This window comes from Nocardia sp. NPDC060249, assembly GCF_042728755.1.
Classification (GTDB): Bacteria; Actinomycetota; Actinomycetes; order Mycobacteriales; family Mycobacteriaceae; genus Nocardia.
The window spans coordinates 174,725-188,472 of sequence record NZ_JBHXAQ010000006.1 but is presented as its reverse complement, the minus strand read 5'-3'; the positions used below and the strand labels follow the sequence as shown (position 1 = coordinate 188,472).

13 protein-coding genes are annotated in these 13,748 nt (G+C 68.5%); 6 read left to right on the top strand and 7 right to left on the bottom strand.

All coding sequences use genetic code 11. The features are described 5' to 3' along the window. Window positions 1-83 precede the first annotated feature (83 nt). Both dapC and fdxA read right to left on the bottom strand, forming a co-directional pair. A complete protein-coding gene (gene dapC / locus ACFWFP_RS22550) occupies window positions 84-1,196 on the bottom strand; it encodes a succinyldiaminopimelate transaminase (protein WP_379298010.1) in 1,113 nt (370 codons plus the stop codon). Between the two features lie 8 nt (window positions 1,197-1,204). Next, window positions 1,205-1,528, bottom strand: coding sequence for a ferredoxin (fdxA, locus tag ACFWFP_RS22545; RefSeq protein WP_056813450.1), 324 nt, complete (start codon window positions 1,526-1,528; stop codon window positions 1,205-1,207). 281 nt (window positions 1,529-1,809) lie between these two features. On the opposite strand from fdxA, the gene ACFWFP_RS22540 reads away from it, so the two are divergent. From ACFWFP_RS22540 to ACFWFP_RS22530, 3 genes are read left to right on the top strand one after another with little or no spacing between them, the layout of a single operon-like run. Further along, entirely contained in the window at window positions 1,810-2,682 is an 873-nt protein-coding gene (locus tag ACFWFP_RS22540) for an SH3-like domain-containing protein (protein ID WP_379298009.1), read from the top strand. Then, a complete protein-coding gene (gene scnC / locus ACFWFP_RS22535; RefSeq protein WP_379298008.1) occupies window positions 2,679-3,386 on the top strand; it encodes a thiocyanate hydrolase subunit gamma in 708 nt (235 codons plus the stop codon). Before ACFWFP_RS22540 ends, scnC begins: the two co-directional genes overlap by 4 nt. A gap of 16 nt (window positions 3,387-3,402) precedes the next feature. Further along, window positions 3,403-3,747 (top strand): thiocyanate hydrolase, encoded by a 345-nt coding sequence (locus ACFWFP_RS22530; RefSeq protein ID WP_379298007.1) that lies wholly within the window; start codon window positions 3,403-3,405, stop codon window positions 3,745-3,747. 1 nt (window position 3,748) lies between these two features. On the opposite strand, the gene ACFWFP_RS22525 is transcribed toward ACFWFP_RS22530, so the two are convergent. Continuing rightward, window positions 3,749-6,349 (bottom strand): bifunctional FO biosynthesis protein CofGH, encoded by a 2,601-nt coding sequence (locus ACFWFP_RS22525; RefSeq protein ID WP_379298006.1) that lies wholly within the window; start codon window positions 6,347-6,349, stop codon window positions 3,749-3,751. Between the two features lie 151 nt (window positions 6,350-6,500). Between ACFWFP_RS22525 and ACFWFP_RS22520 the strand changes: the two genes are divergently transcribed. The 3 genes from ACFWFP_RS22520 (at window position 6,501) to ACFWFP_RS22510 (ending at window position 9,009) form a co-directional block, all read left to right on the top strand. Then, window positions 6,501-7,001, top strand: a complete 501-nt coding sequence (locus tag ACFWFP_RS22520; protein WP_379298357.1) for a PH domain-containing protein — start codon at window positions 6,501-6,503, stop codon at window positions 6,999-7,001. Between the two features lie 35 nt (window positions 7,002-7,036). After that, complete coding sequence (locus tag ACFWFP_RS22515) at window positions 7,037-8,554, top strand: PH domain-containing protein (RefSeq protein WP_379298355.1); 1,518 nt, start codon at window positions 7,037-7,039, stop codon at window positions 8,552-8,554. 101 nt (window positions 8,555-8,655) lie between these two features. After that, window positions 8,656-9,009, top strand: a complete 354-nt coding sequence (locus tag ACFWFP_RS22510; RefSeq protein WP_379298005.1) for a DUF1622 domain-containing protein — start codon at window positions 8,656-8,658, stop codon at window positions 9,007-9,009. Here ACFWFP_RS22510 and ACFWFP_RS22505 read toward each other — a convergent pair. The 4 genes from ACFWFP_RS22505 to ACFWFP_RS22490 all read right to left on the bottom strand — a co-directional run bounded on the left by ACFWFP_RS22505 (window position 8,999) and on the right by ACFWFP_RS22490 (window position 13,553). Next, window positions 8,999-9,418: a hypothetical protein gene (locus ACFWFP_RS22505; protein WP_379298004.1), complete on the bottom strand. Its 420-nt coding sequence runs from the start codon at window positions 9,416-9,418 to the stop codon at window positions 8,999-9,001. The two genes, ACFWFP_RS22510 and ACFWFP_RS22505, sit on opposite strands and share 11 nt — an antisense overlap. Before the next feature lie 10 nt (window positions 9,419-9,428). Further along, a complete protein-coding gene (locus ACFWFP_RS22500; protein WP_379298003.1) occupies window positions 9,429-10,844 on the bottom strand; it encodes an amino acid permease in 1,416 nt (471 codons plus the stop codon). Between the two features lie 97 nt (window positions 10,845-10,941). Beyond that, complete coding sequence (gene mshB / locus ACFWFP_RS22495; protein ID WP_379298353.1) at window positions 10,942-11,814, bottom strand: N-acetyl-1-D-myo-inositol-2-amino-2-deoxy-alpha-D-glucopyranoside deacetylase; 873 nt, start codon at window positions 11,812-11,814, stop codon at window positions 10,942-10,944. A gap of 5 nt (window positions 11,815-11,819) precedes the next feature. Next, window positions 11,820-13,553 carry an ABC transporter family substrate-binding protein gene (locus ACFWFP_RS22490; protein WP_379298351.1) on the bottom strand — a complete coding sequence of 578 codons (1,734 nt, stop codon included), beginning with the start codon at window positions 13,551-13,553 and terminating at the stop codon, window positions 11,820-11,822. Window positions 13,554-13,748: the final 195 nt, after the last annotated feature.

The window sequence follows — 13,748 nt, the reverse complement described above, 5'->3', positions numbered from 1 at the left end:
TGTGCCTCTCGATCTTGTGCAGACAGCTACCGCCCCTGTGCCGCACACGATATCGGCAGCCGCGGACAGCCCGGAGCCGGTGTTCAGGACAGGCGTGCGGCCGCTTCGGCGATGCGCTCGTCGGTGGCGGTGAGGGCGATGCGCACGTGTTCGGGCGAGCGGGGGCCGTAGAAATCGCCGGGGGCGGCGAGGATTCCGCGTTCGGCGAGCCAGTCCAGGGTGACGCGGCAGGGTTCGCCGCGGGTAACCCACAGGTACAGACCGGCTTCGGAGAAGTCGATGCGGAAACCTGACTGCACCAGAGCTTTTCGCAGGATCTCGCGACGGGCGCGGTAACGCTCGCGCTGCTCGGCCTCGTGGATGTCGTCGCTGAGCGCGGCGGTCATCGCGGCCTGGATCGGGAACGGCATGATCATGCCGGAGTGCTTGCGTACCTCGAGCAGTTCGGCCACCAGTTCGGGGTCGCCGGCGAGGAAACCGGCGCGGTAGCTGGCCAGGTTCGAGGTCTTGGACAGGGAGTGGATGGCCAGCAGGCCGGTGTGGTCGCCGTCGCAGACGCGGGGGTCGAGGATCGACACGGCCTCGCCCTCCCAGGTCAGGCCCAGGTAGCACTCGTCGGAGGCGACGATCGCGCCGCGCTCGCGCGCGAACGCCACCACCTTGCGCAGGTGCTCGACGGGCAGCACCTTGCCGGTGGGGTTCGAGGGCGAGTTCACGAAGATCAGCGCCGGATTCTGCGGGCCGATCTGGGTGAGACCGTCTGCGCGCCAAGGCTTCGCGCCCGCCAGCAGCGCGCCGACCTCATAGGTCGGATAGGCGATCTCGGGGATCACCACCAGGTCGCCGGAGCCGATACCGAGCAGTCGCGGCAGCCCGGCGATGAGCTCTTTCGTGCCAAGCACCGGCAGTACCGCCGCCGGGTCGAGGCCGGTGACGCCGAACCGGCGCGCCAACGCGGCCACGGCGGCGGAGCGCAGCTCAGGGGTGCCGTGTGTGGTCGGATAGCCGGGAACAGCCGCCACCGAGCCCAAGGCCGCGCGGATCAGCGGATCGACCGGGTCCACCGGCGTACCGACGGACAGGTCGACGAGACCACCGGGATGGGTGGCCGCCTTCTGCTTGACCGCGGCGATGGTGTCCCAGGGAAAGTCGGGCAGCAGACCGCTGACCCGGCCTTTCCGGCTCTGGGTTGGCACCCCTGCGCTCATTCCTCGGCCATCGGGGGCAGCGCCTTGATGAAGGCGGGGTCGAAATCGACCACACCGACCTTGGTCGCGCCGCCGGGGGATCCCAGCTCGTTGAAGAAGTCGACGTTGGCGTTGATGTAACCGCTCCACTGATCCGGAGTGTCGTCCTCGTAGAAGATCGCCTCCACGGGGCAGACCGGCTCACACGCACCACAGTCCACGCACTCGTCGGGTTGGATGTAGAGCATGCGACCACCCTCGTAGATGCAATCCACGGGGCATTCCTCGATGCACGCCTTGTCCTTCACGTCAACGCACGGTTCAGCGATGATGTACGGCACTGCCGTTCTCCTAGTCTGTCCTCACCTGCGGGGTTACTCCGCCCACGCAACCCTAGCTTGATCCTGCCCCTCGGCGCAGGTCAGCCTGCCCTAACTGCCCCAGTCGAGGCGCCTGCGACGCCGCCGACCCGACCGGTTCGCCCGGTCAACCGATTGTCAGCGCCGGGGACCGGGTTTCACCCTTTACCTGTGTCACGCGCAGGCTTAGATTTGTCCTTGGAAATCGTTGCACACAGCGGATCCCCCTCGCGTCACGGAGCCGCGCGACGAAGGGAACCGCTATGAGTACAGCGCAAGAACGCGCGGCCGCGCTGGAGCTGGTAGCCCGGCTGAAGTCGTCCTATCCCGAGTTGCCGAACGCGCCTGCCCCGGATCAGCTCGATCACGACCGCCTATGGGCCTATTTGAAAACCGACCACGATGTGGGGGGTGAGCCCGACGCCCCGATCACCTACGAGAACAAGCAGTACGAGCTGTGGGAGCACCACACGTATGTGATCTGTGAGGTGCTCGCCTGGCGTGGGATCTGGCTCTCCGAGGAGCGGCGCCGGATCGGCAATGTCGATCTCGGGCGCGCGATGTATCTGGGTCTTCCGTACTACGGCAGATGGCTGCTCGCCGTCGCGCGCGTGCTGGCCGAGAAACACCACATCGGCCTGACCGAACTGAGCGAACGAATGGTCGAGGTCACGGCACGCTACAAGGGCGGTCTGGCCGGCAAGACCATGACCGCCGAGCCGAAGTTCGAAGGCGACGGCACCCAGGTCGCGCGCAATCGTCATCACCTCGAGGCGGTCGGCAAGGGCGATCCGCAGGTGTTCGCCGGTCGGGCGGGCGAGGCGCGATTCGCGGTCGGTGCCGCCGTGCGGGTGCGGGAACTGCCCGCGCTGTTCTACACCCGCACCCCGGAGTACGTGCGCGGCGCGGTCGGGCGGATCGCGGCCCTCGCCTACGAGAGTTCGGCACCGGAGGACGAGACGTGGGATCGGCCGGACGCGCAGCCCGAGTGGTTCTACGTCGTCGAGTTCGACCTCGCCACACTGTGGCACGGCTACACCGGCAACAGCGCCGACCTGTTGCGCACGGAGATCCCCGAACGCTGGCTGGAGCCATCCGCCCAGACCGAACATCTTGCCCAGAAAGGGATTCCATGACCGGGCACGACCACGATCACGACCACGAACGCACGGTGGCCCCGATGGTCGACGAGATCACCGATTTCGAAGTGCTCGAGATCGCGCTGCGCGAGCTGTGTATCGAGAAGGGGATCTTCACCGCCGAGGAACACCGGCGGTTCACCGAATTCGCCGAACAGATCGGTCCGGCTCCCGCGGTGCACCTCGTGGCCAGGGCGTGGCTCGATCCCGATTTCAAGGCGCTCGCCCTCGCCGAACCGATGACCGCGAGCAAAGAGGTGGGGGTGGATTGGCTGGAGCCGACCGGTTTCGGCACACCGAGCGACTTCACCGCCTTCTCCATCCTCGAAGACACCCCGACGCTGCACAACGTGATCGTCTGCGCGTTGTGTTCGTGCTATCCGCGACCGATTCTCGGTAACTCCCCCGAGTGGTATCGCACACCGAACTACCGGCGGCGGATGGTGCGCTGGCCACGCCAGGTGCTCTCCGAGTTCGGGCTCGAGCTCCCCGCGGATGTCGCGGTGCGCGTGCAGGATTCGAACCAGAAGCACCGATTCATGGTGATGCCCCTACGCCCCGCGGGCACCGACGGCTGGAACGAGGACCAGCTCGCCGAGATCATCACCCGCGATTGCTTGATCGGCGTCGCGCTGCCCACCCCGGGTGTGACCACGAATGCGGTCACCCACACCCGGCCCGCCGTCCACCCGGCCACCTGACGGAGCGCGGACAACGATGAGTACACCCGAGATCGCCGCGCTGCGAGCCATCGTCGAACGCGACCAGGTGTGGCCGCGGATGGCCGCCGCGTACGGGGTGAGCAATCTCGTGCCACCGTGGAAGACCAGCCTCGACGGTCTGTGCGACGCGCTCGACCACGCGCGCTGCGCCGCGCCGATCCCGGATTTCCGGAGCCGGCGCGCCGAGGAGGACTCGCTGTCGGCGACCGTCTATTCCAGCCTGCCCTACCCCGAGAACCAGCTCGTCGCCCTGGCGCATTCCCTCGTGACGCGCGGCATCATCGATGAGCGAGAACTACAGGAGCGGCTGGTCACCGTTCGGGCCCGGCTGGAATCCTGACTCAGCCGATCGAGAGCGGCAGCGGCGCCGGTTTGGGTTCCACCCGGCCGTAGACCGTGGTGCGTTCGCGCACCGGGCGCGCGATACCCGCCGCGATCTCGGTGAGCTCGGCGACGGTTTTGGCGGAACCGTGCTGGGAACCGGCCATCCGGGAGATGGTCTCCTCCATCAGCGTGCCACCCAGATCGTTGGCGCCACCGGTGAGCATGGCCTGGGTGCCCAGGGTGCCCAATTTCACCCAGCTGGTCTGGATGTTGTGGATGCGGCCGTGCAGCATGATCCGGGCCAGGGCGTGGACCGCGCGGTTGTCGCGGTTGGTGGGGCCCGGCCTGGCCGCGCCCGCGAGATAGAGCGGCGCGCTCTGGTGGACGAACGGCAGCGGGACGAACTCGGTGAAGCCGCCCGTCTCGTCCTGGATGCCGCGCAGGACCCGCAGGTGGCCCACCCAGTGCTTCGGGTTGTCCACGTGCCCGTACATCATCGTGGAGCTCGACGGGATGCCCAGCTTGTGCGCGGTGGTGATGACCTCGATCCAGGCCGAGGTGGGGAGTTTGCCCTTGGTGAGCACCCAGCGGACCTCGTCGTCGAGGATTTCGGCGGCCGTTCCGGGGATCGAGCCCAATCCGGCTTCCTTCAGCGCCGACAGCCAGTCGTGGATGCTCTGGCCCCCGCGCGACGCGCCGTTGACGATCTCCATCGGGCTGAACGCGTGGACGTGCATCGAGGGCACCCGCGCCTTGATGGCGCGGACCAGGTCGGCATAGCCGGTGACGGGGAGTTCGGGGTCGATGCCGCCCTGCATGCAGACTTCGGTGGCGCCGTCGACGTGGGCTTCCCACGCGCGGTCGGCGACCTCGTCGGTGCTGAGAGTGAAGGCGTCCGCATCGCCCTTGCGCTGGGCGAAGGCGCAGAAGCGGCAGCCGGTGTAGCAGATATTGGTGAAGTTGATATTGCGGTTCACCACGTAGGTGACCTCGTCGCCGGAGACCTCGCGGCGCAGCGAGTCGGCCAGTGCGGCAACGGCTTCCATATTCGCACCGTCGGCGGTGGCCAGGGCCAGGTATTGATCGTCGGTGAGACCGGCCGGGTCCTGCTCAGCGGCGCGCAGGGCGTCGAGCACCTCGGAATCGAGCCGCTCGGGCGCGACGACGGCCAGGTCGCGGGCGTGTTCGCGGATCGTCTCCCAGTCGCCGAACGCGCCGACGACTTCCTGACCGAGCCCGGAATCGCTGCGGCTGTCGGTGTTGCGTCCCTCGGTGTCGATGGCGGTGTTCAGGTCGACGCGGCCGACCGAATCCCACGACTCGTCGGGCTCCTGCCACGGCAGGCCGACCGGCATGGCATCGGGCCTGGCCAGGCCCGTCGCGGGGTCGGTGAGCGCGTCGACGTGCGCGCCGATGCGCGGGTCGATCCACGGATGGCCCGCGCGCACGTATTTCGGGTGCGCGGAGGTGCGCTCGACGAGGGTGAACCCGGCCGCCTCGGTGATCTCGCGCAGAGTGTCCAGATTCGGCCACGGGCGTTCGGGGTTGACGTGGTCGACCGTCACCGGCGACACGCCACCCCAGTCGTCGATGCCTGCGTCGATCAGGGCCCGGCAATCACTGTGCGACACCAGGTTCGGCGGTGCCTGCACCGGAACATCCGGGCCGAGCAGCAACCTCGTCACCGCGACAGTCGCCAGGAACTCCGCGACGCCCGCGTCGGGAACATCGCGCATGGCGGTGTCGTCCTTGGCGCGGAAGTTCTGCACGATCACTTCCTGGATGTGCCCGAACTCCCTGTGCTGCTTGCGAATCGCCATGATCGACTCGGCGCGCTCGGTGAGATTCTCGCCGATGCCCACCAGGATGCCGGTGGTGTAGGGCACCGAGAGCCTGCCCGCGTCGGTGATCGACCGCAGCCGGACCGCGGGATCCTTGTCGGGGCTGCCGTAGTGGCATTCGCCCTTGTCGGTGAACAGCCTGGTGGCGGTGGTTTCGAGCATCATGCCCATGGACTGGGCGACGGGCTTGAGGCGGGAGATCTCGTTCCAGCTCATCACGCCCGGGTTCAGGTGCGGCAGCAGGCCGGTCTCCTCGAGCACGAGGATGGAGACGGCGCGCAGATAGTCGAGGGTGGAGTCGTAGCCGCGTTCGTCGAGCCACTGCGCGGCCTCGGGCCAGCGGTCCTCGGGCCGGTCACCGAGGGTGAACAGCGCTTCCTTGCAGCCCAGCGCGGCACCCTGGCGGGCGATCTCGAGCACCTCGTCGGGTTCGAGGAACATGCCCTTGCCCTCGGCGCGCAGCTTGCCGGGCACGGTGACGAACGTGCAGTAGTGACACTTGTCCCGGCACAGCTTGGTGAGCGGGATGAACACATTGCGCGAATAGCTGATCGTGCGGGGCCTGCCCGCCGATTCCAGGCCCGCGTCGCGGACTCTGGCGGCGCTGGCGCACAGGTCGACCAGGTCGTCGCCGGTGGCATGCAGCAGGACGGTGGCCTCGTCGACGTTCAACGTGACGCCGTCGCGGGCTCGGCGCAGGGCCCGTCGCATCGCGGCGGGACTCGGCGGCGACATCGGAACGCTCGGCTTCGGAAGATCGGTCACCCCGTCGATCATGCGCTACTTCTTCCCCGGACGTGTGGTCGGTGAGGTCACGGGCCCACGGCGGGCGCGGCGTGGTCGTCCTTGTCCGACGACAACCTCCGCCGTGACCACGCGTATTCCCGACGAGGTGAACTCGTCGCACGCGCATGGAACCATGGGCAGCATGTCACTACCGCGTTCTACCATCCTGGCCGAACCGGCCTGGCGTCCGAGTTCCAAGGCCAAGCTGCTGTGGGCGCTGGAGAACGCGATCGGGGTGGCGGTGTCGTTCATCGCGCTGGTGGTGTGGGTGGTGCTCGACGAGGACCGTCGTGGCTGGCAGGTGCTCGCCGGGCTGGCGCTCGTGGTGCTCGCGGCGCTCGCCGTCGTGGTGATCCCGGTGTGGCGGTACGCGGTGCATCGGTGGGAGGTCACCGACGAGGCCGTGTACACGCGGGTGGGGTGGCTGGATCAGGAGTCACGGGTCGCGCCGATCTCGCGGGTGCAGACCGTGGACACCGAGCGCGGGCCGCTGGAACGGATCCTGGGGCTGGCGACGGTCACGGTGACCACCGCGTCGTCGGCGGGGGCGGTGAAGATCAGCGCGCTCGACCTGCCGGTGGCCGAGGAGACGGTGCTGCGACTCACCGCGATCGCCGCGCAGCACCGCGGGGACGCCACGTGATCCAGCCCGTCGAATGGCAGCGCCTCGATCCGCGCATGCTGCTGGTGTATCCGGTCAACGAGATCATGAAGTACATACCGGTGCTGCTCGGTTCGATCATCGTCGGCACGACGAGCGGCAATCCGCTGTGGAGTCTCATCCCGGTGGTGCTGGTCGCGGCGTTCGGCATCGCGCGCTGGTTCACGACGTCGTATCGGATCGACGCCGATCACGTGCAGCTGCGCAGCGGGATCGTGGCGCGCCGGACATTGTCGGTGCCGAGGCCGCGCATCCGGTCGGTGGATGTGGAAGCCGATCTGCTGCACCGGGTACTGGGGCTGGCGGTGCTGGCGATCGGGACCGGGAAGCAGACCGACAAGGGCGAGGAGTTCAAGCTCGACGCCCTCGACACGAGTCAGATCCCGGCGTTGCGGGCCGAATTGCTCTCGCACACCGGGCAACACGCGCCCGAGCACGTCGACGAGGCCGGGGCGGCGCGTGTTTCGCACCCCGACGCGCTCGCCGAGTCCGGGGTGGAGATCGGGCACTGGCGGGCGGCGTGGGTCCGCTACGCGCCGCTGTCGCTGACCGGGCTGGCTGTCGTAGCACCGATCGCGGGGCTCGGCGCGCAGTACGGGGTGATCGACGTGCTGTCGAAAAGCGCTGTCGTACAACATCTCGACGACGACACCGCGGCGATCGTCGCGATCACCATCGCCGGGTTGACCGTGCTGACGTTGGCGCTGGTGAATCTCGCCGCGTGCGCCCAGTACCTCGCCACCTGGTTCGGCCTGCGCGTGCTCGACAACGGCACCACCCTGCACCTGCGCCACGGACTGTTCACCACCCGCCAGATCACCCTCGACCTGGCCCGCTTCCGCGGCGCCACGCTCAACGAACCGCTCCTGCTGCGCGCCGCCCGCGCCGCCCAGCTGGAAATGATCATGACCGGGGAGAACCCTCGCCAGAAGATCCTTCCCCAGGCGCCGAGGGTGGCCGTCGAACGCACCCTCGACGAACTACTCCGCAGCCGCAGGGGCCCGCGCGCCGAAGCATCGCCCACACCGGATTCGGCCGCACCACAACCGATCACCGGTTCCGCCCTCGGCACCGTCGAGTTGCGCATGCACGGGCCCGCCGCCCGCCGTCGCCGCTACACCCGCGCCGCGTGGCCCGTCGGTATCGTCGTCCTCGCCCTGCTCGCCATCGTGCTCACGGGTGGCCACCTGCCGCCGTGGGCCTGGACCTTCCCGGTGGTCTTCGCCGTCGTCATGGCCCTGCTCGCCGAGGACCGCTATCGCGGCCTCGGTCACCGCGTGCTCCCCGGCACCACGGGCCCGACCTGGCTGATCACCCGCCGCGGCAGCCTCGATCGCAATCGGGACTGTCTCGAAGCGCCGGGCATCATCGGGTGGACTGTGCGGCAGACCTTCTGGCAACGCCGTGCCGGACTCGCTACCGTCGTCGCGGCCACCGCCGCGGGCAAGAAGTCCTACCTGGTGGTCGACATCCCGATCGATCAGGTCGCGGCGCTGATCGAAGAAGTGACCCCGGGCGGACTCGGCACACGCTGAGAGGTCCGGGAAGACCCGCCGAGCCCGATAGCAGCGCGGACGACAGCGACGCGGCGTAGCGTTCGATTCGATCGCCGTGCCGCTGACGCTAGGGGTGATTCGTGCATTTCACCGAGGTTATCGAGAACGCGGGCAAAGTGCTGGACGCCGCGGGCGTCGCGGCCATCGTCATCGGCGCGTTCGTCGGCACGGTCCGCTTCCTGCGACAGCTGGCCGGGCGCGAGCAGTTCGAGCTCGCCTACAGCACCTATCGGCGCGGGCTCGGCCGGGCGATCCTGCTCGGGCTGGAATTCCTGGTGGCGGCCGACATCATCCGAACGGTCGCCATCTCACCGACTTTCACCAGCGTCGGCGTACTCGCGTTGATCGTGCTGGTGCGGACGTTCCTCAGCTATTCGCTGGAACTCGAGCTGACCGGGCACTGGCCGTGGCAGACCCCGAAACCTACCGGCTGAGCTGGGAGCGGTAGTACAGGTACCCCGCGGGCGCGAGCACACCGCAGGCGAACAGCAACAGGGTGCGGCCGTCGCTGCCGAGCATGATGTCACCGCCGGGCCCGCGCGAGGCGCAGACCAGGAACCCGAAGACCCACACCACGATCGGGGCGAAGGTGAAGCCGATCCGGTCGGTCACCGATTCCATGCCGTAGACCAGCGCGATGTTGATCGGTGCGGCGAACAGCGCCACCACCGGAAACGCCAGCGAGCCGATGTACAAGGGCAGGAACAGCACTTCGACGGCCAGCGTGATCAGCGCGTCGACGAGCAGCAACACGACGATGAGTCCCGAGATCAGCGGATCCGCCACGCCGGAGATGCGTGCGGACCGCAGCACGGCGGTGGGCTGATCGCGATCGGTGACCATACGCGTGAGTCTATTCGGCCGAAGCGGTCTGCTGTGCCGCGCGCGCCTGGGAGAACCGCCAGCCGATCAGCAGCGCGGGCACGATCACCAGCAGACTCGCCACCGTCCAGGTCCCGACCGGGCGATCGATCGCCATCAGGACCAGCACCGTGCACAGGAAGGCCAGCGTGGCCCAGCCGGTGTACGGCGCGCCCATCATCCGGAACGCGGGCCGCTCGATCTGCCCCCGCTTCCACAGGTGCCACATCCGCAGCTGACACAGCACGATGGTGGCCCACGACGCCAGGATGCCGAGCGAGGCCATATTCAAGACGATCTCGAAGGCCTGATCCGGAACGAACCCGTTGAGCACCACCCCGAGCAGCGCGATGCCGAAGGTGAGCAGGATCCCGCCGTAGGGCACGCCGTGGCTGCTCATCACCGCGGTGAACCGAGGGGCGCTGCCGCGCATCGACATCGAACGCAGAATGCGCCCGGTCGAATACAGGCCCGCGTTGAGACTGGAGAACGCCGCGGTGAGCACGACGATGTTCATCAGCGAGCCGATGCCGGGCACGCCGAGCGCGGCGAAGAACGTGACGAACGGGCTCTCCCCCGCGTGATAGGACGTGTAGGGCAGCAGAAGTCCGAGCAACAGCAGCGATCCGACGTAGAACACCGCGATCCGCACGATCACCGAGTTGATCGCCCGCGGCATCAGCTTCTCGGGATCCTTGGTCTCCCCCGCCGCCGTACCGACCAATTCGACGGCGGCATAGGCGAAGACCACGCCCGAGGTGACGAGCACCAGCGGCAGGATGCCGGTCGGGAACATGCCACCGTGCTCGGAGATCATCGACGGCCCGGTCTGTTCGCCCCGAATGGTGAAGCGCCCCAGCAGGAACACCGTGCCGATCACCAGGAAGGCACACAGCGCGGTCACCTTCACCAGCGCGGCCCAGAACTCCAGCTCACCGAATGCTTTGACGCTCACCAGATTCACGATCAGCACGATCACCAAGGCGATCAGCGCCAGCGCCCACTGCGGCACCGCGGTCATCGGCTGCCAGTAGTGGAAGTACAGCGCGATGGCGGTGGAGTCGGCGATGCCGGTCATCGACCAGTTCAGGAAGTACATCCAGCCCGCGACGAAAGCGGCTTTCTCCCCGAGGAATTCGCGCGCGTAGGAGACGAACGAACCGGATGTCGGGCGGTGCAGCACCAGCTCGCCCAGCGCCCGCAGGATGAAGAACACGAACACGCCGCAGACCGCGTAGACGACCCACAGCATGGGCCCCGCGCTGGCCAGCCTGCCGCCGGAACTCAGGAAGAGGCCGGTGCCGATCGCGCCGCCGATCGCGATCATCATCAGCTGGCGTCTGCCCAGGGATTTGTGATACCCGGCGTCCTCGGCGTCGAGCTCCGATCGATCACCCACAGCGGTCATGACACGCCACCCATCGTGTGAGAGCACCCGAGAACGCGGACACCGGAACGGTACCGGCAAGCGCCCGAGCCGCGATGGCAACCCTGTGGCTAGCGACTCAATCGAGACCGGCGAACAGGTCGTGCTCGAATCCGTCGGCACCCACCTGGCCACTGGTGCCGCGCACCAGCCTGAAGTGTTCCTCCGGCAGCACCGGCAGCGCGATATTGTTCGACAGAGCGAATTCCCGGCCACTCGGCGCGACGGTGACCTGGGTGGCGTGCGCGCGCATGGCGGCGCGCTTGGCCGAGACCGCGTCGGAGACGTCGACCACGGTGGTGACCCCGCTCGTCGACATGGCGGCCAGTTCCGCCTCGACCGGCAGGCGCCAGCCCGCCGGCAGCGCACCGGGCAGCTCGTCGACGGTGCGGCGAGCCAGCGCGGCGGTGTGCTGGCGCAGCAGATCGCCGTCGGTGACGGTCCAGTAGAACTTGGGGACGTCCCAGCCCTGCTCGGCGGCGGCCGCGACCGCCGCGGTGGTGATCTCGTGCGCGCGGATGTGGTCGGGATGGCCGTAACCGCCGCGCGGGTCGTAGGTGACGACGACCCGGGGCCGCAGTTCGAGGATCACCGCGACGAGCGCGTCGACGGCGGCGTCACCGGAATTCACGAAGGCCCGTGGGTTCGCCGCCGACGGCGTGCCCGCCATGCCGGAGTCGCGCCACCGGCCGGGGCCGCCGAGAAACCACGGCTCGCCCGCGTCGAGGGCCGACAGCGCGGCGGTGAGTTCGCCGATGCGGTAACCGCCGAGCTGGTCGGCTTCGGCGGCGATCAGGCGCGACCACCGTTCGCCGATGACCTCGCCCTCCTCGCCGAGCGTGCAGGTCACCACGGTCACCGGGACACCACGGCGGCGGTAGTGCGCGATAGTGCCGCCCGTAGTGAGGGTTTCGTCATCGGGATGCGCGTGGACGAGGAGCAGGCCGCCGATCTCGGTCACGGGATCCTCCGCCACTGCGCTGTATCACCGAAGATGCCGACCTGGATGGCGCCCGACAGCGACACACCGTCCACGCGCGGACCGGCCGCCGCGACGACGTTGTCCTGCACGATCGGCAACACGGTCGCCAGTTCCCACAGCCGTGGCTCGGATTCGGCCAGGATCCGGGGCACCTCGAATCCCCGCAGCGCTTCGTCGATCGACGGTTGCAGGGCCGGATCGCACACACCGCCGATATTGCTCGGCGCCTTGCGATACATCTCGGCCGCGGCCAACGCGGGCCCCTCGGCGCCTGCCGGTTCGACGGGCGGACAGCCGTAGCGTGAGGCGAGCGCGGTGGCGGGGTCCCCGCCCGCGAGCTCCCAGCCGACGATGGCGTCGATCGAGGATTCGGTGAGTTCCTTGCCGTACAGCTCATCGGCGGCCAGCCCGCGAACGGTGGCATCGATACCGGCACTGCGCAATTGGTCGGCGGCGGTATTGGCGACGGCCAGCGCCGACGCGTCCTCGGTGACAGCGCCGATCCGTACCGACAGTCCCTTGCCGTTGCGCGCCACCGAGCGCGGGCGCGGCGCGGGCGAGGTGGGCGAGCCGGTCTGCGGTGTCTCCGGCGCACGGCCGTAACCGGCTTCGGCCAGCAGGGCGAAGGCTTCCTCGGAGGTCATCCGCGGCGGCGCGGTGGGCACATAGCCCGGACTCGACGGCGAAAGCACTTGGGCGCGAGCGGGTTCCACCCAGCCGCCGGTCTGCGCGCCGACGGTCGCCAGCAGCGCGGGGTCGAGCAGCGCGAGCACCGCCTTGCGGACCCGGCCATCGGCGAGGTCGCCGGAGCGGCCGTTGAGCGCGAGTTGCAGTTCCCGAGCCTGCGGCATGATGGTGGTCCGCACCGACGGGATCGCGGCCAGTTGTGCCTGGGTCGCCACCCCGCCGTGCACGAGCGCCATCTGCGCGTCACCGGTGCGCAGCGATTCGGCCAGCTGCGAGGGCGTACCGCCACGACGGAACTGGATCTGATCCGGGGACGCGGGCGTGCCCCAGAAACGGTCGTTGCGTTCGAGCAGAATCTCGTCGCGTCCGCGATCGACCGATTTGATGGTGAAATTGCCGCCGGAGACCGGGATCTTGTCGACCAGCCCGCTGGTGAACCCACCCGGCGAGTCCTTCACCAGGTGTGAGGGCAGCAGATTCGAGAACAGTTCACGCCAGGCCGGATAGGGCTGGGTCATGGTGACCGTGACCGTCTTGCCGCCACCCGAGGACGCCACATCGGAGATGAGCCGGTAGCCGGCCGGGTCAACCACGCCGGGCTGGCTGATCATCTGCTGCCAGAGGAACCGGAAGTCCTCGGCGGCGATCGGAGCGCCATCGGACCAATTGGCCTGATTGCGCAGGGTGTAGGTGATGGTGAACGGCTCCTGGGCCGTCACATCGGCCGACACGATCAGCGAGGTATCGGGCACCCAGTCGACCAGACCCGGATGCACGGGACTCGGCGCGGCGCGGAACGGGCTGGGCAGCACCATCGAACTCACCGCGCTGGTCACCGGCGACTGATCCGAGCGCAGATGCGGGTTGAACCCGATCCCGATGTCGTCGATCGCGACGACGACGGTGTTCTTGCCCGGCTTGGCCTGGGTGGTCTTGGGCGAGTCGGAGGACTCGATCGGCGGTGGCGGATTCGCCGTGCAACCGGCCACGACCGCCGTCGAGGCAATCATCGCCAGCACCATCGCGCGCCACCTTGCGCGCCGCCCCAGACTCACCTTGCGCACTCTACCCAACCCCGCTGTCCACTGCCGGTCGCCCATTACAGGCCCACAAAACGGCGTCGGGCGGGGGCGGTTACGGTAACCCGCCCACCCCCGTGGCCACAACAGCCCACAAGTTAGCGGCGGCCGTGTCGCGAGCCGAGGCACGCGGAAGGT